This is a genomic window from Methanobrevibacter olleyae (assembly GCF_900114585.1).
In the GTDB taxonomy this organism is placed as follows: Archaea; Methanobacteriota; Methanobacteria; order Methanobacteriales; family Methanobacteriaceae; genus Methanobrevibacter; species Methanobrevibacter olleyae.
In genome coordinates this window covers 1-18,449 of record NZ_FOTL01000028.1, presented here as the reverse complement: position 1 = coordinate 18,449, position 18,449 = coordinate 1, and the positions used below count along the sequence as shown (strand labels likewise).

General features: G+C 29.0%; 15 protein-coding genes, 3 tRNA genes and 1 other RNA gene. 10 read left to right on the top strand and 9 right to left on the bottom strand.

Annotation, left to right across the window (positions count from 1 at the left end; genetic code table 11):
• Positions 1 to 32: 32 nt before the first annotated feature.
• The 3 genes from BM020_RS07560 to BM020_RS07550 form a co-directional block, all read right to left on the bottom strand.
• Positions 33 to 107: transfer RNA gene (locus BM020_RS07560), tRNA-Glu, on the bottom strand.
• Positions 108 to 142: 35 nt separating this feature from the next.
• Positions 143 to 216 (bottom strand) — tRNA-Ile (locus BM020_RS07555).
• Positions 217 to 221: 5 nt separating this feature from the next.
• Positions 222 to 294: transfer RNA gene (locus BM020_RS07550), tRNA-Asn, on the bottom strand.
• 228 nt (positions 295 to 522) lie between these two features.
• Here BM020_RS07550 and BM020_RS07545 point away from each other — a divergent pair.
• The 4 genes from BM020_RS07545 (at position 523) to hisE (ending at position 4,497) form a co-directional block, all read left to right on the top strand.
• Positions 523 to 1,518 carry a radical SAM protein gene (locus tag BM020_RS07545; RefSeq protein ID WP_067147947.1) on the top strand — a complete coding sequence of 332 codons (996 nt, stop codon included), beginning with the start codon at positions 523 to 525 and terminating at the stop codon, positions 1,516 to 1,518.
• Between the two features lie 330 nt (positions 1,519 to 1,848).
• Complete coding sequence (gene gatB, locus BM020_RS07540) at positions 1,849 to 3,204, top strand: Asp-tRNA(Asn)/Glu-tRNA(Gln) amidotransferase subunit GatB (protein WP_067147949.1); 1,356 nt, start codon at positions 1,849 to 1,851, stop codon at positions 3,202 to 3,204.
• Between the two features lie 118 nt (positions 3,205 to 3,322).
• Complete coding sequence (locus BM020_RS07535; RefSeq protein WP_067147952.1) at positions 3,323 to 4,132, top strand: CBS domain-containing ParB/RepB/Spo0J family partition protein; 810 nt, start codon at positions 3,323 to 3,325, stop codon at positions 4,130 to 4,132.
• Positions 4,133 to 4,206: 74 nt separating this feature from the next.
• Positions 4,207 to 4,497 carry a phosphoribosyl-ATP diphosphatase gene (gene hisE, locus BM020_RS07530; protein WP_067147954.1) on the top strand — a complete coding sequence of 97 codons (291 nt, stop codon included), beginning with the start codon at positions 4,207 to 4,209 and terminating at the stop codon, positions 4,495 to 4,497.
• 135 nt (positions 4,498 to 4,632) lie between these two features.
• On the opposite strand, the gene BM020_RS07525 is transcribed toward hisE, so the two are convergent.
• Complete coding sequence (locus BM020_RS07525; protein WP_067147957.1) at positions 4,633 to 5,262, bottom strand: GNAT family N-acetyltransferase; 630 nt, start codon at positions 5,260 to 5,262, stop codon at positions 4,633 to 4,635.
• Positions 5,263 to 5,367: 105 nt separating this feature from the next.
• On the bottom strand, positions 5,368 to 6,198 hold the full coding sequence (gene larB / locus BM020_RS07520; RefSeq protein WP_067147960.1) for a nickel pincer cofactor biosynthesis protein LarB: 831 nt from the start codon (positions 6,196 to 6,198) through the stop codon (positions 5,368 to 5,370).
• 242 nt (positions 6,199 to 6,440) lie between these two features.
• Here larB and hypF point away from each other — a divergent pair, with 242 nt between their 5' ends.
• On the top strand, positions 6,441 to 9,053 hold the full coding sequence (hypF, locus tag BM020_RS09860; protein WP_234970536.1) for a carbamoyltransferase HypF: 2,613 nt from the start codon (positions 6,441 to 6,443) through the stop codon (positions 9,051 to 9,053).
• Positions 9,054 to 9,290: 237 nt separating this feature from the next.
• Here hypF and BM020_RS07510 read toward each other — a convergent pair whose 3' ends face one another.
• Positions 9,291 to 9,809 (bottom strand): ArsR/SmtB family transcription factor, encoded by a 519-nt coding sequence (locus tag BM020_RS07510; protein WP_067147963.1) that lies wholly within the window; start codon positions 9,807 to 9,809, stop codon positions 9,291 to 9,293.
• A 583-nt stretch (positions 9,810 to 10,392) separates the two neighbouring features.
• On the opposite strand from BM020_RS07510, the gene BM020_RS07505 reads away from it, so the two are divergent.
• The 5 genes from BM020_RS07505 to bioF all read left to right on the top strand — a co-directional run bounded on the left by BM020_RS07505 (position 10,393) and on the right by bioF (position 17,311).
• Complete coding sequence (locus BM020_RS07505; protein WP_067147966.1) at positions 10,393 to 11,010, top strand: nucleotide exchange factor GrpE; 618 nt, start codon at positions 10,393 to 10,395, stop codon at positions 11,008 to 11,010.
• A gap of 138 nt (positions 11,011 to 11,148) precedes the next feature.
• Positions 11,149 to 13,041 (top strand): molecular chaperone DnaK, encoded by a 1,893-nt coding sequence (gene dnaK / locus BM020_RS07500; RefSeq protein WP_067147969.1) that lies wholly within the window; start codon positions 11,149 to 11,151, stop codon positions 13,039 to 13,041.
• 505 nt (positions 13,042 to 13,546) lie between these two features.
• Positions 13,547 to 14,710: a molecular chaperone DnaJ gene (gene dnaJ / locus BM020_RS07495; RefSeq protein ID WP_067147972.1), complete on the top strand. Its 1,164-nt coding sequence runs from the start codon at positions 13,547 to 13,549 to the stop codon at positions 14,708 to 14,710.
• 540 nt (positions 14,711 to 15,250) lie between these two features.
• The gene (locus BM020_RS07490; RefSeq protein ID WP_067147974.1) at positions 15,251 to 16,012 is read left to right on the top strand and encodes a 6-carboxyhexanoate--CoA ligase; all 762 of its coding nucleotides are present in this window, start codon (positions 15,251 to 15,253) and stop codon (positions 16,010 to 16,012) included.
• Between the two features lie 63 nt (positions 16,013 to 16,075).
• The gene (gene bioF / locus BM020_RS07485; protein WP_067147977.1) at positions 16,076 to 17,311 is read left to right on the top strand and encodes an 8-amino-7-oxononanoate synthase; all 1,236 of its coding nucleotides are present in this window, start codon (positions 16,076 to 16,078) and stop codon (positions 17,309 to 17,311) included.
• A 216-nt stretch (positions 17,312 to 17,527) separates the two neighbouring features.
• On the opposite strand, the gene BM020_RS09630 is transcribed toward bioF, so the two are convergent.
• The 3 genes from BM020_RS09630 to BM020_RS09915 all read right to left on the bottom strand — a co-directional run bounded on the left by BM020_RS09630 (position 17,528) and on the right by BM020_RS09915 (position 18,228).
• On the bottom strand, positions 17,528 to 17,680 hold the full coding sequence (locus BM020_RS09630; RefSeq protein ID WP_158499604.1) for a hypothetical protein: 153 nt from the start codon (positions 17,678 to 17,680) through the stop codon (positions 17,528 to 17,530).
• A gap of 78 nt (positions 17,681 to 17,758) precedes the next feature.
• Positions 17,759 to 18,040: RNase P RNA component (rnpB, locus tag BM020_RS07480), an RNA gene on the bottom strand.
• A gap of 65 nt (positions 18,041 to 18,105) precedes the next feature.
• Positions 18,106 to 18,228, bottom strand: a complete 123-nt coding sequence (locus BM020_RS09915) for a hypothetical protein (RefSeq protein ID WP_256379534.1) — start codon at positions 18,226 to 18,228, stop codon at positions 18,106 to 18,108.
• Positions 18,229 to 18,449 lie beyond the last annotated feature (221 nt).

Sequence of the window (18,449 nt, the reverse complement as noted above, 5' to 3'; positions counted from 1 at the left end):
GAGATCCCAATAAATCTTTCAAATATAAAAAATGCTCCGACCGGGATTCGAACCCGAGTCTTCGGCTCGAAAGGCCGAAATGATTGGCCGGACTACACCATCGGAGCAAAAATACGAGTGAATAAAAAACAAGATTATGCAGTGGGCCCAATGGGATTCGAACCCATGACATCCCGGTTATGAGCCGAGCGCTCTACCTGGCTAAGCTATGGGCCCAAAAGCGCCGTCGACAGGGCTCGAACCTGTGACCAATCGGTTAACAGCCGAACGCTCTACCTACTGAGCTACGACGGCATAATAACCCATGCTTGCAAATCAAGTTTTGTAAAAACTAATACTGCAACAATACAGTAATAATATGTTGCTTAACATACTATATAAATGTTTCTATTTTTAAAATATTTGAAAATATCTATTATAGAACATATTTACAAAATTTAATATATAAGAATATATTATAAAATAATAAAGAAAAGCAAAGACCAAAAATAGAATATAAATAAAAGGAAAGAAGGAGAAACCATGAAGAAAATAAGCAGTACTGAAACACTTGAATTAATCACTAAAGCCAATAACCTTAGCTTAAAAAAAGGATATAGTGAAATAAGCCTTGAAAGAGCTGTTTTTTTATCATGGTGGTGCGATAAAGGAGATTGTAAATTCTGTTATATGAGTACTCAGAAAAACAAAATCAAAGATCCAGCTAAAGCAAAACGCAGAGTGAATAATATACTAGCAGAAGCTGAAATGTGCAGTAGACTTGGATGGAACATAGAATTTTTATCTGGAGGATACAAATCCTTTACTAGTCAAGAAATTAAATCAATAGCTGAAAATATACACTCAATAACTGGTGATGGCCTTTGGCTTAATACTGGAATTACCTCTGAATTAGAGGAATATGGCTCCGAAATTAAAGGGATTACAGGAGCTGTTGAGCTAGCAAATCCAGAATTTCAAAAAATTGTTTGCCCCAGTAAGCCATTAAATCAAATCAGTGATATGTTAGATAAAGCTGGAGATTTAGGGTTTAAAAAAGCAATTACAATAATCTTAGGCCTTGGGGAAAGCTATGAAGATCTAGAATATTTAAAAGACTACATCAGAGAACATAAAATAGATAGAGTAATCTTTTATTCCTTAAATCCACATCCTGAAACCGAATATGCAAATAGCTCACAGCCAGCATCATTATATTATGCAAAAGTTGTCTCTACAATAAGACTTGAATTCCCAGATTTAGAAATAATCTGCGGAACATGGACTGATAATTTAGCAAATATAGGAATGCTTATTTTAAGCGGAGCTAATGGTATAACCAAATTCCCTCTCTTTAAAATGTTCGGTACCAAATATGGCAAAAGAGTAGAAGAAGAAGTTAAATGGACTGGAAGAACTCTTAAAGGAACATTTACCGATAAAAGCAAATTAGGTCCTGAAAAAAGTGAAATCAGCCCAGAACTAGACCAGTACATTAAAAGATACATCAGAGATTCTTTAAAAAATAAATACAAATAATAAAATTTCTATTTTTAAAGCTTTTTCTATTTTTAAACTTTATTTTTCTATTTTTAAAACTTCAATAATTTAACAATAATTTATTATAAAGAAAATCTTTATAAATATAATAATACATAAATTAACATAATATTAATTTATAATTAATTTATAGTTATTATATTATAATTTAATAATAAAATTGAATATAAAAATTATAATAAATAAAATATTATAATAAAAATTAATTTTGAAATGATGATTTTCTTAAATTAACTACTTATTCTTATTTAATTAAAAATAAATCTTAAAAACTTAAAAATCCTTGGAGGGGTTAATATAGATGTAAATATGATGTGTGGACTTGAAATCCATGTACAACTTGAAACTGATTCAAAATTATTCTGTAACTGTCCTACAAACTATCAAGAAGCAGCAGCAAACACAAATATATGTCCAGTATGTTTGAATCAGCCAGGTGCTAAACCATTTCCAACTAATGAAAAAGCAATTGAAAATGCTTTAATGATTTCATTAATGCTTAACTGTAAAATTGATAAAAACTTTACATATTTCATGAGAAAACACTACGATTATCCTGATTTACCTTGCGGATATCAGAAAACCTCTGTACCTATAGGTTATGAAGGAGAATTAAATGGTATAAGAATTAGAGAAATCCACATGGAAGAAGACCCTGGACAATACAAGCCAGATAGAGGTATTGTAGATTTTAACCGTTCTGGAATTCCACTTATCGAAATTGTTACTGAACCAGACATGCACTCTCCAGAAGAAGCACGTAACTTCTTAAAAGAGCTTATTAGAGTATTAGAATATAGTGGAGGGGCTCGTGGAGAAGGTACTATGAGAGCAGATGTAAACGTTTCAATCAACGGTGGAAACAGAGTAGAAATGAAAAACATAAACTCTATTAAAGGTGCATACAAAGCTTTAAACTTTGAAGTAATAAGACAGAAAAATCTCTTAAAAAGAGGCCATGCAGTTAAACAAGAAACAAGAGCTTACCTAGAATCACAAATGATTACTGTTTCAATGAGGGATAAAGAAAATGCAGATGATTATAGATTCATCCCAGATCCAGATTTACCTCCAATGAAAATTAGTGATGAACAAATTAACAATGTTCTTAATATAATGCCAGAAGCTCCACATAACAAAGTTAAAAGATTTGTTAGTGATTATGGAATTGATGAAGAATCTGCAAAAGTACTTACCTCTGAACTTGATTTAGCTCAAACTTATGAAGAAGTAGTTAAAGAACTTAATCCAAAATTCGCTGCAAAATGGATGAAAGATGAACTTAAAAGGGTATTAACTTATAATAAAATGGGCTTTGCAGAAAGTGGGATTGTAGCAGACGATTTAATTGAATTCTTAAACATGCTCCAAAATAAAGAAATAACCACTAAAGCAGGACAAAGAATTATTGAACAAATGCCAAATAATAAACAAACCCCAAAAGCAATAGCTGAAGAGTTAGGATTAATTGGTGTAGTAAAAGATGATGAAGTTCAAGCAGCAGCCAAACAGGCAGTTGAAGAAAACCCTAAAGCTGTAAATGACTACCACAATGGTGAAAAAGCTTCATTAAACTTCTTAATGGGTCAAGTTATGAGATTAACTAAAGGAAAAGCAGATCCAAGAGAAACTGTAAAAATATTAAAAGAATTACTCGAAGAATAATTTCAGTATTATTACTCAAAAGATAATTGCAGTATTATTACTCAAAAAATTTAAGTATTATTACTCGAAGAATATTTTCACTATTCAATATTTGTAAATGTATCATAGGAGGTAAAAAATGGAAACAGAAAGAACTACAGTTAAAGATTATATGACAAAAAACGTATACACTGTAAAATATGATACACTTAATAAAGAAGTTATAAGATTAATGAAAGAGACAAAGCACGATGGTTATCCTGTTGTTGATGAAGAAGGACATATCGTTGGAATAGTTACTGCTTATGACTTATTATTAAAAGATTGGGAAACTGAATATGTTAGTGGAATAATGTCTAAAGAAGTAATCGTTGCAAGAGAAGATATGCACATTAATGATGCTTCAAGAGTAATGTTTAGACATGGTATTTCAAGGCTTCCAGTAGTAGATAAAGAGAGACATGTAAAAGGAATTATGACCAATACAGATATTGTAAGGTCACATATTGAAAGGTCCACTCCCACTAAAGTTAGTGCATTTAGAGAAACTATGGAAAAACTTTATGACATTAAAACCACTTTAACCAGAGAAGCGGTTCCCGTTGAAAAGATTAAACCTACTCAAGATAGAGTTTATGCTGATGAATTACAAGGAAGAACTTATGAACTTGAAAAAGGCTTAGCAGAACCAACTATTGTAGTTAAGACTGGAGATAGATATATTTTAGTCGATGGTCACCATAGAGCAGTAGCATCTGTAAAATTAGGTTTAGATAAAATCGACTCTTATGTGGTTGATTTCAATAAAGACATTACATTGGGAATGGAAAAAACTGCTGAAAAGCAAGGATTAACAAATTTTAATGACATTACTATTATTGATGATGACCAGCATCCTTTAATAGCTTTAATTGAAACCATTAAAAATACAAGTCAGAGAAAGCATTGAAAAATTAAAAAAGACTTAAAATTTCAATATAAATAGAGTCTAAGTAAAAGTTTAAGTAAATAATGAGTGAAATTATGCTTAGTGATGAAGTCATTAGAGAAGTATATGAAATTTTAGAAAGTCGTAGAGACTCACCAATAGATTCCTATACTTCAAATATTATGAAAGATAGTGATAAAAAAGCAGAAGATAAAATCCTTGAAAAAATCGCTGAAGAATGTGGAGAAACTCTTATTGCATCAAAAAATGATGAAAATTTAGTTTATGAATCTGTTGATTTAATATTCCACACATTACTTCTTTTAGTCTATAAAGGAATTAGTTATGACGAAATATTAGAAGAATTCCAAAGAAGAAGAAAATAATCTTTAAAATGAATTTCTTCTTTTTTATTAAAAAAATAACTAGTTTTAACAATTGCGAATTAAATATTAAAAAACAATTATATTTACTAACTGCAATCGAATATCAAAAAATAAAAAATAGTTAAAAAACAATAGCTATTTTAAAATTAATTCCATATTTCGCATTCCTCTTTTTTTACCAAGAAAAGCAAATGATTTTTTATTGAAGACCTTGAATCCTTTAGAACTATATAATCTATATGCACCATCATTTCTAAAATCAGCGTCTAAAACTACTCTTTTACAATTTAAGTCCTTTCCAAGTTGAATTAGTTGATCTAAAGCTTCTTTCCCATAACCTTTTCCTCTATGATTAGAGCAAATAGCTAATTCACAGATATAAAAATCATCTTCTTCTACATCAACTAAAACAAAACTATCCATAAAAGAAACTTTAGAAAGAGCCAAGGCATGATTAAATTTAAGATTTTTAAACTGATTTACAATGTCTTTAAAATAAGAATGCTGTACTCCCTTACCACCATTAAACATTCCAATAATCTCTTTTTCTTCCCTATCTTCATCATCAAAAAAAACATAGAATAAATCGTTTTCATCTTCATCAATCTCTTTAGCAAAATCAAAGGTTAACCTATCTTTAATAGCTTCTATACCCTCTTTTTTTGATTTGAAAACATGCTCAAATGTCCTATAATCAACATCATAAATTAGCTCAGCTACTTTATAAACATCATGAATTTCTGGATTAAAATCTCTAAAAATCAATACAAACACCAAAAATATGAGATTAAATATTAAAAATAAAAAATTTAATTGAAACAATTTAAATCAAATTTAAATATCAAAAAATGATAAAAAACTTAAAATTAATTATTCTTTTGATATCTTTACTTTTTTTGCAATATTTTTTGCAATCGTTAAAGCACAAACTCCTGCACCAAATCCATTATCAATATTAACAACAGATAAGCCTGGAGCACAAGATTGCAACATAGCATACAAAGCTGCTTTACCATCTGCACCAATACCATAGCCAACAGATGTTGGAACAGCAATTACAGGAACGTCAACTAAGCCTGCAACAACAGAAGGTAATGCACCCTCCATTCCTGCACAAACAATAAATGCACTAACATCTTCTTCAACCATATATGCAATTTGTGGGAACAATCTATGAATTCCTGCAACACCGATATCATAAGAACTTATAACTTCACATCCTCCTTGTTCAACTATAACTTTAGCTTCTTCAGCTATAGGAATATCTGAAGTTCCTGCTGTTAAAAGCCCTATTTTACCATATTCTGGATTAAAATTAATTAATGAATCTTTATAAATAATTAAAATTTTTGCTTGTTTATTATAATCAAGCTTTATTTCTTTGTCAAATAAATAAGCTAAATCTTTTTTTAATAATTCAAATCTTTCTTTAGATAATCTTGTAACAATAATGTTTTCTTTTAATTCAATTGAGCTATCATCTAACTCTTCTTTTTCAAAATATCTTTTTACAATAGTTAATAAGTCTTCATAATCCTTACTATCTGCTAAAATAGCCTCTGGAAAACCTGTCCTATCTTTGCGGGAGGTGTCAAATTTAGCCAATTCATCTAATTCCCGAATATTTTCAGCTTTTAAAAGAGTCTCACATTCCTCAATTGAAATTTTACCTTCAGCAAGACTTTTAAGAATTTCTTTCATTTTATCACAAACATAAAATAAGTTACAATAAATATAATAATTAAATATATTTCAAAAAATATTACATTAAAAAGATTTATAATTACTATAATATATAATTATTATATTGATATTTTATACTGATAATATTATAACTATTATACTGATAATATTACAATTATTATATTGATAATATTATAGTTATTATACTGATAATATTATAACTATTATAATGATTATGTTTTATTTTAGATGGTGGAACTGTGGAAATGAGAAAATTATTAGTTGAAGGGATAGTACAGGGAGTAGGATTTAGACCCTTCGTATATAGAATAGCTACCGAATTAGAATTGGTAGGTTATGTTAGAAACTTAGGAAATCTAGTTGAAATAATAATCCAAGGTTCAGATGATAAAATAGCTAATTTTACATACAAATTACAAAATGAACTTCCACCAATAGCTAAAATAAACAGTTTAGAAACTGAAGAACTTGAAGAAAAAGAGGAATATGAGGACTTTACAATTAAAGAAAGTTCAGATAGTTTCTCAGGAACATCTGTAATTCCACCTGATTTAGCTATTTGTGATAGATGTTTAGAAGAAATAAACAATCCGAACAATAGAAGATATAATTACCCATTTAATGCTTGTACTGATTGCGGACCACGTTTTACTGTAATTGAAAATGTTCCATACGACAGAGATAAAACTACTATGGATGATTTCCCATTATGTCCAGAATGTGAAGCAGAATACAAAAATCCATTAGATAGACGTTATCATGCTGAGGCAAGTTGTTGTGAAGTCTGTGGACCTTCTCTACAGCTATATAAAAATGAAATAAAAGAAAAAACTATAATTGATGATAACGGCAATGAAACTACTAAAGTAGAAAGAATAGCTATTAATACAGAATCCAAAGACCCTTTAAAAGACAGCACAAAACTTCTGGATATTGGAAAAATACTTGCAGTTAAAGGAATAGGTGGAACACATTTAGTAGCAAATGTACTCTTAGAAGATAGTGTAAAGCTTTTAAGAAAAAGATTAAATCGTCCAAATCAAGCATTTGCAGTTATGAGTCCAGATATTAAAACTGTAAAAGAATATGCATTAGTCTCAAGTGCAGAAGAAGAAGGATTATTGTCTAAAGAAAGACCTATCATAATCTTAAAAAAAGGTGAAAGTTACGGCTTTGCAGAATCTGTTTCCCCAGGTTTACATAATATTGGAGTAATGCTACCCTATGCTCCCCTACATCATCTTTTATTTAACCATACTAATACCCCAGCATACATTATGACTTCAGCTAATGTTCCTGGAGAGCCTATGATGGTTACAAATCAAGAAATTCTTGAGAATTTAGATGAAATAGCCGATTATTACCTTATCCATGATAGAAGAATACTAAATAGATGTGATGATTCTGTTATAAGATTTAGAAATGATGAGCTTGCATTCATAAGACGTTCAAGAGGCTACACTCCAGAGCCTTATGATTTAAAAGCCAAATACACAGATTTAAATCCTGAATTTGATAATCTGAATATTCTTGCCCTTGGACCGGAACTTGATGTTACATTTACAATTTTAAAAAACTCTAAAGCATACCTATCACAACATATTGGAAATACGAATAAATATAGAACATATGAATTCCTTCAGGAAGCTATTAAACATATGATGAGAATTACAAAAACTGATAGTTTTGATGCAATAGCCTGTGATTTACATCCACAATTCTTTACTACAAAACTTGCAAAGGAATTAGCTAAAGAATATGATTGTCCATTGATACAAGTTCAACACCATCATGCTCATGGAATTTCATTATTAAACGATCATTATAAAGAAAATAAAGAAAATAAAGAAAATACCTATGAAAATAAAGATAAAAATAAAGAAAATAAAGAAAATACCTATGAAAATAAAGATAAAAATAAAGAAAATAAAGATAATGCCTATGAAAATAAAGATAAAAACAAGAATTCCGTTGATATTGATAATTTAAATAATGAAATGATTATAATAGCTGCAGATGGAGTTGGATATGGTAGTGATGGTAATTCTTGGGGAGGAGAAATATTATACACAAATATTGAAGAATTTGAAAGGCTAGCTTCTTTAATGCCTCAAAAAATGCCTGGAGGGGATTTATGTACAAAATATCCAGTTAGAATGTTAGCTTCTATATTATCTAATCCAAATAGCGAATATGAAAAAGACAGATATAGTGAAGATTATATTAAAGAATTACTTAATGAAAATTACATCAACTCATTCAAACATGGCAGTATAGAAATAAAAAGCTTATTTAGACAATTAGATGCTAATTTGAATGTTGGCATAAATACAAGTACTGGAAGAGTTCTTGATTCTGTATCTGCTGCATTAAATATATGTGATAAACGTAGTTACGAAGGAGAAGCTTCTATGAAATTAGAATCATACGCTTATAATTACAAAGAAAATGATACACTTGAAGACTTCCCAATAATTATTAAAGATTACACAGATGTAAACAATGAGAATACTGATAATAGAAGAAGAGACCTTGATACAACAGCAATACTTAGATATATTGTAGATAAAATTAAAGAAGGAGAAGACCCTCATAAAATTGCAGTTGCTGGGCAAAAGGCAGTTAGTATTGGACTTGCAAAACTTGCTGTAGAATCAGCAAAAGAAAAAGGAATTAAAACAATTGGTGCAACTGGTGGAGTATTCTATAACGAAGCAATTACATCTTATATTAAAAATTATATAGAAAAAGAAGGTTTTAATTTTATTCAGCATATTAATTCTTGTCCAGGAGATGGGTCTGTATCATTAGGGCAAGCAATTATTGCTGGAATCAACTTAAAACATTTGTAAAAATAATAAAGATTAAATTAGATTAAATCTAATATATTGAATTTAAATTATACTAAATCTAAATTATATTAAATCCAATATATTGAATTTAAATTATACTAAATCTAAATAAAAATAGTAAAATAAATAAAATTAAATTAAATAGAATTAAAAAAAGTGAAAAGGGTAAAAAGAGCAAATGAGAAAGCTGAATAAATAATATAATAAAATATGTTATAAACACTTATATTAAATGAATTAATATTGATTATAAGTTCTCTCTAAAATATATTCTGCTCTTTCTTTTAAGTTATCATATAAGCGTATTTGACTTTTTAATTCTTCAATAGCTTCTGTATAACCTTGATCAATTCTTTTTTCAATATCTAATAATTTAGACCACTCATCACCAGAAGGTAATTGTTTAATATCATTTTGTAGATTTAGCATATCCTCAGAAATAGATACATTAAATGAATGCTCAGTAATTGTAATATGCACATTTACATCGTTTGGCATATCATAATACTTACGAGGACGGCCTCTAACTACTTTTTTTGTTGAAGATGTTAAAATACCCACATCTTCCATAGCTCTTAGATGTTCAATAATAGCTTTCTGACCTATTTGAAGCTCTTGAGATATTTCACTAACAAATCTTGGCTCTTCTCTTAAAAGATCCATGATATCACGTCTAGTTTTACATCCCATAACATCAAGAATTGCTTCCATATCAACATCAAATGAATTTTCTTGATTTTGCTTTTGTTGATCCATATTTGACCTCTATAATTTTTTTTAAAACTTGTAAATATAATATTGATATTTCCATACTAATATTTCTATATTAAAATATAGTCATAAGTGTTATATTAACTTTTTGTTACTAAAAACCGAAATCTTTATATAACATTTTGTTACTATAATAAGTATAGAGAAAGATAACATTTTGTTACTTTAATAAAATTGACAAAATAAAATCAAAATCCATAAGTTATTTATTAAAAACAGAACTTAAACAAATTAAAAAATGAAGTTTCTGTCAATAACTAATTTAAAATAAAAAATTTATTATAAGAAACCTATAAAATTCTAAAATATAATAACAACTGGATAAAACATAAATCAAAGAATATTTCGATTCCTCTTTAAAAATCACACTATAAACAAAGATTTTCTTGATTTAAAACCACCCCCCTAAATTTAGAAAAGATAAAACACTTTTTTTTCTATTACCCCATATAATAGAAAATTCCTAAAAACTAAGCTTCTTTGATTAAAGTCAAAATATTAAAGGAGCATATCGCTCTCTTTCTCTTTCATATTATTACTTTATGATAAATTCATTAAAGGTGAATAAATGGCTAAGAAAAATATAAAAAAGAAATCTGAAGATTTAGATATTGATGAAAAAGATCAATCTAAAGTTCAGGAAGATGAAAAAGAAGAAACTCCTTCCGAATCTGAAGAAGAATCTTCTGGAGAAGAAGATGAATGTGAAGATGATGAATTAGCTAAATTAAATAAAGACCTTGAGAAGAAAGATGAAAAAATCATAGAGCTTAAATCACATATCCAAAGACTGCAAGCAGACTTTGATAATTTTAGAAAGCAAGGTGATAAACAAAAACAAGATTTAATAAGATATGCAAATGAAGGTCTTATCACTAAATTCTTAGATGTCTATGAAGATATGGGAAGGGCTCTTGAAAACTCCACTAACGAAGAAGAAATTAGAGAAGGTTTGAAATTGATTTATTCAAAAATGAAAAATACTTTAGAAAAAGAAGGTCTGAAAGAAATTCCTACAGTAGGAGAAAAGTTCGATCCATTTAGACATGAAGCTTTACTTACTGTAGATAGTCCTGATTATGAAAATAATGAAATTGTTGATGAACTTATGAAAGGATACACTTTAAAAGATAAAGTTATCAAATATTCTAAAGTAAGGGTTTGTAAAAAAGCTAAAAAAGAATAAACTAATTTCATTAATATTATGCTTATAAAATTATTTTATAATACTTATTGATAATAATTATTTTATGTAATTATTTTATTAATAAATTCAAAAATGATAAAAAATTAAAAAAAATTAAAAAATTTAAAGGTGAAAATTATGTCTGATACTAAAAAAGAAAAAATTATTGGAATTGACTTAGGTACTAGTAACTCTGCAGCATCTGTGCTCATCGGTGGAAAACCTACCGTTATCCCAAGTGCAGAAGGTGCAAGTCAATATGGTAAAGCATTTCCAAGTTATGTAGCATTTACTGAAGAGGGACAACAATTAGTTGGTGAACCTGCAAGAAGACAAGCTGTAACCAATCCAGAAAATACCATTAGTGCAATCAAAAGAAAAATGGGTACTGATTACAAAGTAACTATCCAAGGAAAACAATACACTCCCCAAGAAATCTCTGCAAAAATCTTACAAAAAATTAAAAAAGATGCAGAATCTTTCTTAGGAGAACCTATTGAAAAAGCAGTTATTACTGTACCGGCTTACTTTGATGACAACCAAAGAACTGCAACTAAAGATGCAGGAACTATTGCTGGCCTTGATGTAGTAAGGCTTGTAAACGAACCTACTGCAGCAAGCCTCGCTTATGGTATTGACAAGCAAGATGATGATGATGTAAACATTTTAGTATTTGATTTAGGTGGAGGTACCTTAGATGTAACCATCATGGAATTTGGTGGAGGAGTATTTGAAGTACAATCTACCAGTGGTGATACCCAACTTGGTGGTACTGACATGGATAATGCAATAATGAACTACTTAGCATCTGAATTTAAAGCTGAAACTGGTATTGACTTAATGAATGATGATCAAGCAGTGCAAAGATTAAGAGAAGCATCTGAAAAAGCAAAAATCGAATTGTCAACTACCTTAACCAGTGAAGTGAACTTACCATTCATATGTATAGGTGCAGATGGAAAACCTCACAACCTTATTAACAATTTAACCAGAGCAAAATTAGAAGAATTAGTAGATCCTATCGTAAACAAATGTGGCCAGCCAATTAAACAGGCATTAGACGATGCTAAAATGAGCAAAAATGACATTAGCAAAATCATTCTTGTAGGCGGGCCTACTAGAATGCCAATTGTACAAAAATTCGTAGAAAACTTCATTGGCAAACCAGTAGAAAGAGGAATCGACCCAATGGAATGTGTAGCAATGGGTGCAGCTATTCAAGGAGGAGTGCTTGCTGGAGAAATTAAAGACTTAGTTCTCTTAGACGTTACCCCATTATCCTTAGGTATTGAAACTTTAGGTGGAGTATCCACTACCCTTATTGAAAGAAACACCACAATTCCTGCTAAAAAAAGCCAGATATTCTCAACTGCAGCTGATAACCAACCTTCTGTAGATATCCATGTAGTTCAAGGAGAAAGAAAAATGGCAACAGATAACACTACTCTTGGAAGGTTCCAGTTAGTAGGAATACCTCCTGCACCAAGAGGAATGCCTCAAATTGAAGTAACCTTTGATATCGATGCAAACGGTATAATTAATGTTACTGCACAAGATAAAGGAACTGGTAAAGAACAATCTATTACTATCACTTCTTCCACTAAATTAACTGATGAAGAAATTGAAAAAGCTGTTAAAGAAGCTGAAATGAATGCTGAAGCAGATAAGAAAAAGCAAGAAGAAATTGAAGTGAAAAACAATGCAGACTCTATGATTTACACTGCTGAGAAAACCATCAATGAAGATGAAATCAAAGACAAGGTATCTGATGAAGAAAGAGACAACATTGAAAAATTAGTAGCTGAATTAAGAGAATTAATCAGTGGTGACGACATTCAAACAATCAAAGAAAAAACCGATGAACTTACTAAGGTAGTTCAAGACATTGGTGCTAGAATCTACCAGGAAGCAGCAGCAGCGCAACAAGCAGCACAAGATGCAGCAGATGCAAGTGGTGCTGATGCAGGAGCAGATCAGGGCAACGATGATGATGACAGCACAATTGATGCTGAATTCGAAGAAAAGAAATAGATTGTGAATAAATTCAAAGAGAATAGATTTTTAATCTATTTTCTTAAATTAATTTATTTTTATTAATTATATTTACAAACATTTTAAAAACAAGCTCTCAAAAACTTTAAAATTAGATAAAATGAATTCTGTTAGAGATCTCATTAAATTATCTTAGCCACCTCATAATCTTTTAATCTCTATAAAGAATTCTTTTTATTAAATTTGAAAATTAAAACTAAAAGTTTAAAAATATAATTAAGAAGTTTAAAAATATAATTAGTTAAAAAAATTAACTATAAATATTAATAGTAACTAATATTACTTTTAGTAATAAAGTTTTATTTTATAAAATATTAGCTAAAATTTAATTAAATTATAACTTAATAGTTGAGATAATTTAATTAAATTTTAATTAATAGTAAAAAGCTATTTTTAAAATTAATATTAAAAAAAAATTATTAAAATTAATATTAAAAAAATGATTAAATATTCAATTATCAATTAATTCTTATAAGGTGACTAAATGGCAGAGAAGCGTGACTATTATGAAGTTCTCGGAGTAGACAAAACTGCTGATGAGAAAGAAATTAAAAAGGCTTATCGTAAATTAGCTAGAAAATACCATCCAGATGTTGTTAATGAAGATAAAAAAGAAGAAGCTACTGAAAAATTCAAAGAAATCAGTGAAGCTTATGCAGTTTTATCTGATGACGAAAAAAGACAAAGGTATGATCAATTTGGTCATGCAGGTATGGAAGGCTTCTCTAATGAAGACATCTTTAGAAATGTAAACTTTGAAGACATATTCCAAGGATTTGGAGGAGGTGGAATAGAAGATATCTTTGATTTATTCGGATTTGGAACTGGTAGATCTAGATCAAGAAGATCAGGCCCAAGAAGAGGCAGTGATATTTACACTGAAATCCAAATAACTTTAGAAGAAGCTGCAAATGGTGCTGAGAAGGAAGTTACAATTAGACATGACGTATTCTGCCCTACCTGTAATGGTTCTAAAGCAGAGCCTGGAAGTGAAGTGGAAACTTGTCCAGCTTGTGGAGGTACAGGTCAAAGAAAACAAATTAGACAAAGTTTATTTGGGCAAGTTATGAATATAGTTCAATGTGGAGAATGTAATGGTACTGGTAAAATCATTAAAGAACCATGCCATAACTGTAAAGGTAGAGGAACTGTTAAAGAAAGTAAAACCCTTAACATCAAAATCCCTGCAGGTGTTGAAAATGGAAACCGTTTAAGAGTATCTGGTGAAGGTAATGTTGGAGATGTTGGTGGTGGAGCTGGAGATCTTTATGTAGAAATTTACATTAAAAGACATGAATACTTTGAAAGAGATGGTGCAAATCTCTACTATGAAAAACAAATCAGTTTCGTCCAAGCAAGTTTAGGAGATACTGTAGATATTCCAACTATTAATGGGGAAGTTGAACTTAAAATCCCTCCAGGAACCCAAAGCGAAACTACATTTAGATTAAGAGAGCAAGGTATGCCTCATATGAGACGTGGTGGCAAAGGTAATCTTTATGTAAATATTATTGTAGTTGTTCCTCAAAAACTTAGTAAAGAACAGAAAAAACTCTTAGTCAAATTTGGGGAAATCAGTGGAGACGAAATAAAAGTCTATAAAAAAGGATTGTTTGACAAAGTAAAGGATGCTATTAATAATCCCTAAACCAAGCTTTTTAGCCTTCGGCTAAAAACCTTGACCAAAATTTTTTTTTACTAAAATCCTATTGATAAAAACCTTGATTAAAAATTTTTTACCATAATTAGATAAGTAAAAACCTTGATTAAAATTCTCTCCAAAAGTTAGGGAAATCGTTCTTTTTTTTCTTTTTTATCTTATTTATCTATTTTTTTCATTTTATCCTATTTTTAAAACTATTTTTTATAAAATTTTACTAAAGTTGAAGATTTATATCTTTATATGTAGATAGTATTATTGAAGAACTTAAGATTAAAAAAATAATTCAATTTAAACATAGACATATATAATTAAAATATAATCTACTTAGCGAAATACCGGTTAAAATATGTCTTAAATTAATTAAGTTAAATGAAAATTTTGAGTAAAAAATTCTATTGGAAAATTCTGAAAAATTCTTATTAAAAATTAATAATCATAAAAAACAAATAGTCTATCGTGAAAAACTAAAAAAATAATCAATCAAAAAAAAATTATTACATAATTCAATTGAAAATAGGCAAGATTATGATGTACAGTATAAAAATGCGATGCTCAAAAGGTGGGCCTCATGAAGAAGGTGGAAAGCACATATCAGGGGCAGAGCGTATTTTAAGAGAAGACGAAGTTGAAAAAGAATTAATCAATATTTATAGAAGAGCAATCACTCATGAAAGAGGAAAGCCAGATTTTATAAACTTCAAAATAGAAGAAATCGATGAAGAAGAGATAATTTATAAAAAAAGGCTAAATATCAATCAGCACCATATTAATTCAAAAGAAGAAGGATTATCTTTAGCAAAAGAATTACTGAAAGAAAATACAGTTAGTGAAGAATCTGCTAAAAAAGCCATTCAAACTCTTTTAAATCTTGAAGACAGCATTCATGGTGCAATGCTTTTTGATAAGGATAGCGGAGAGCGAATAGATAATAAGGGAATTAAAGGAGTTCGGGTAACTGGAATAGCTAGTGCAGATATCACAAAGTATAAAGAATCACTAAAAAAAGATGGTAGAGAAGGCCTGCACCTTGAAGAAGCATTAATCCTTGCATCTAAAATAGCTAGTTGTAAAGGAATTGTTGCTGAATTATGTTGGTCAGATGATCCAAGTTATGTAATAGGATATGTTGGAACAAAAGATAATTATGAACGTATTCCAATTTTAAAGGATGAAGGAAAAGCAGTAGGTGGAAGAATATTCTTTGTTGATAGAAATCAATTGAACTATGAATATACATTAGATGATTTAATAAATTATCTAGAAAAGCAAATGGTTTTAATCGAATAGTAGATTGTAGCTGAAGGATAAGTTGCACCAATAGCATAGAGCCATAAGTAAATTGATGATATTATGAACCAAAATCTTGAAAATAAATTAAAAGAAGAGTTATATGAACTTAAAAACCATAATTTAAATAGAACTATTGATGATTTGAGATTTATTAATCCTACAAAAGCTATGAATAAGGATGGTATGGAATACCTCGTTTTTGGAACTAATAATTATTTAGGATTAACACACCACCCCGATGTAATAGAAGCATCTAAAGAGGCTAATGATTATGGAACTGGCTCAACAGGTTCAAGATTAACAACTGGAGCTTCTTTTGGGATAAGGGAACTTGAAAAAAATATCTCTGAATTTAAATCTACTGAATCAGCACTTATTTTTAATACAGGATATATGGCCAATTTAGGAGTAATTTATGCTCTTGCAAAAGAAAATGACATAATATTTAGTGATCAATTAAATCATGCAAGCATAATTGATGGAACTAAAATCTCTAAAGCTAAAGTTAAAGTATATAAACATAAAGATACGGTAGATTTAGAGAACCTTATCTTAGATGAGCTCAAATCCAATAAAGAACTTAACCTTTTTATTGTAACAGATGGAGTATTTAGTATGGATGGAGATATTGCTCCACTTCCAGAACTTGTAGAAATAGCTAATAAATACGATTGTTGCCTAATCATTGATGATGCACATGCAACTGGAGTTATTGGAAAAAACGGAAAAGGAACAGTCGAATACTTCAAAGATAAAACTGGAAAAGATTTAAGTAAATATGTGGATTTACAAATAGGCACATTAAGTAAAGCTCTTGCATCAGAAGGAGGATTCGTAACTGGAAAACAATTTTATATAGATTACCTCATAAACAAATCAAGGCCATTTATATTTTCTACAGCACTTTCTCCATCTACAATAGCCAGTGCAAACACTGCTTTAAAATTATTAAAAGAAAATAGTAAAAGATATTTGAATGATCTAAATGAAAATACAAAACTCATGAGAAAGCTCCTTAATAATGGAGGATTAACAGTAGTAGATGGAGAAACCCCAATAATACCAATTATTATAGGTCCAACAGATTTAACAAATAAATTCTCTAAAGAATTAGAAAAAGAAGGAATTTTAGTTTCAGCCATTAGACCGCCATCAGTTCCTAAAGGTGAAAGCAGATTAAGATTAACTGTAATAGCTACCCATACAAAAAAAGAAATAGAATTTACTGCAAAAACCATTATAAAAATTTGGAACAAGCTTAAAAAAGAGAATATGGAAATAAAATTAAATGAATAAAAAATGAATAAAAAATTAATAAAAATAAGTAAATTAGAAAAGTCCGAAAGTTAATCCTGCTTTTTCCAATTAAAGAAAGATAAAAAGACAAATTTATCGTAAAATACCTATTTTCATCATCATATGGATTATAAATACTAAAATAATAATTTACATCCTCTTCTATTTTTTTAACTAAAGAATTTTTTTATCTCAAAATCTTCTTCAATCTCTTTTTTAGATTTCATCATAAATAGAAGAATTATAAATAGCTAATCTTTTTCTAATACTATCAGGATATCTATCGTCTTGAGCTTTCTTTTTTAAATATTCAATAGGATAATTCTTAATATTTTCTTTAATATATAGAATCAATTCAGATGATTTCATTAACACCCTATTAAAAAAATCAAAATTGTAAAATCAAAAATAACTCTTAAAACAAATATAAATAATTTAAAATTAATGGTATGCCAAGAGTAACCCACATTCTGTTTTATACAGCATTCATCTTAGCGAACTACTCTGCTTCCCTTAGAGGTCATTAGCATATTTGTTCTTGCATCCTGTAGATTGGCCGTTTCACCGATTCTTTTAATGTCCATCAGTTAATCATCATTGTCATACATTAAAAGCCGTGTCGTTTCTGCTCCAGAGTCATACTTCTCAGCATAAGTTTTTCAACTTTACAGTCTATATTGATGTGCGGAGTTTCCCTAGTTTAAAAACCAGCAGCTGTCTTCGGCTTACCATTAATAATATTAATTTATATTTTATAGTATAAATAATTAAAAAAATAATAAAATATGGCTCTTTCAAAAACTTTGTTGATGAACTTGATTAAGTTTTCGATTTTCATTCCAAATCAAATCTCCGGGATAAATTCTCTTTAAAACACCACGAATAGTCTTAAAAGTTCTTTTTCTTGATTTAGGCATAGTTTTTTGAAAAGCATTTTCAAGCTTATTAGTTGTTCTCTCAATTTTCTTATCTTTTAAATGATAAATAAAGCTTTTATACCTAGAAACAATAAATTTTCTTATAATTTCATAAATAACATTATGAAATTCATTTTTACGATAAATTAAACCTTGTAATTCTTTTTCAGCTTCATAAATAATACATTTAAATCAAATAAATCTTTAATCATTTTTAATTG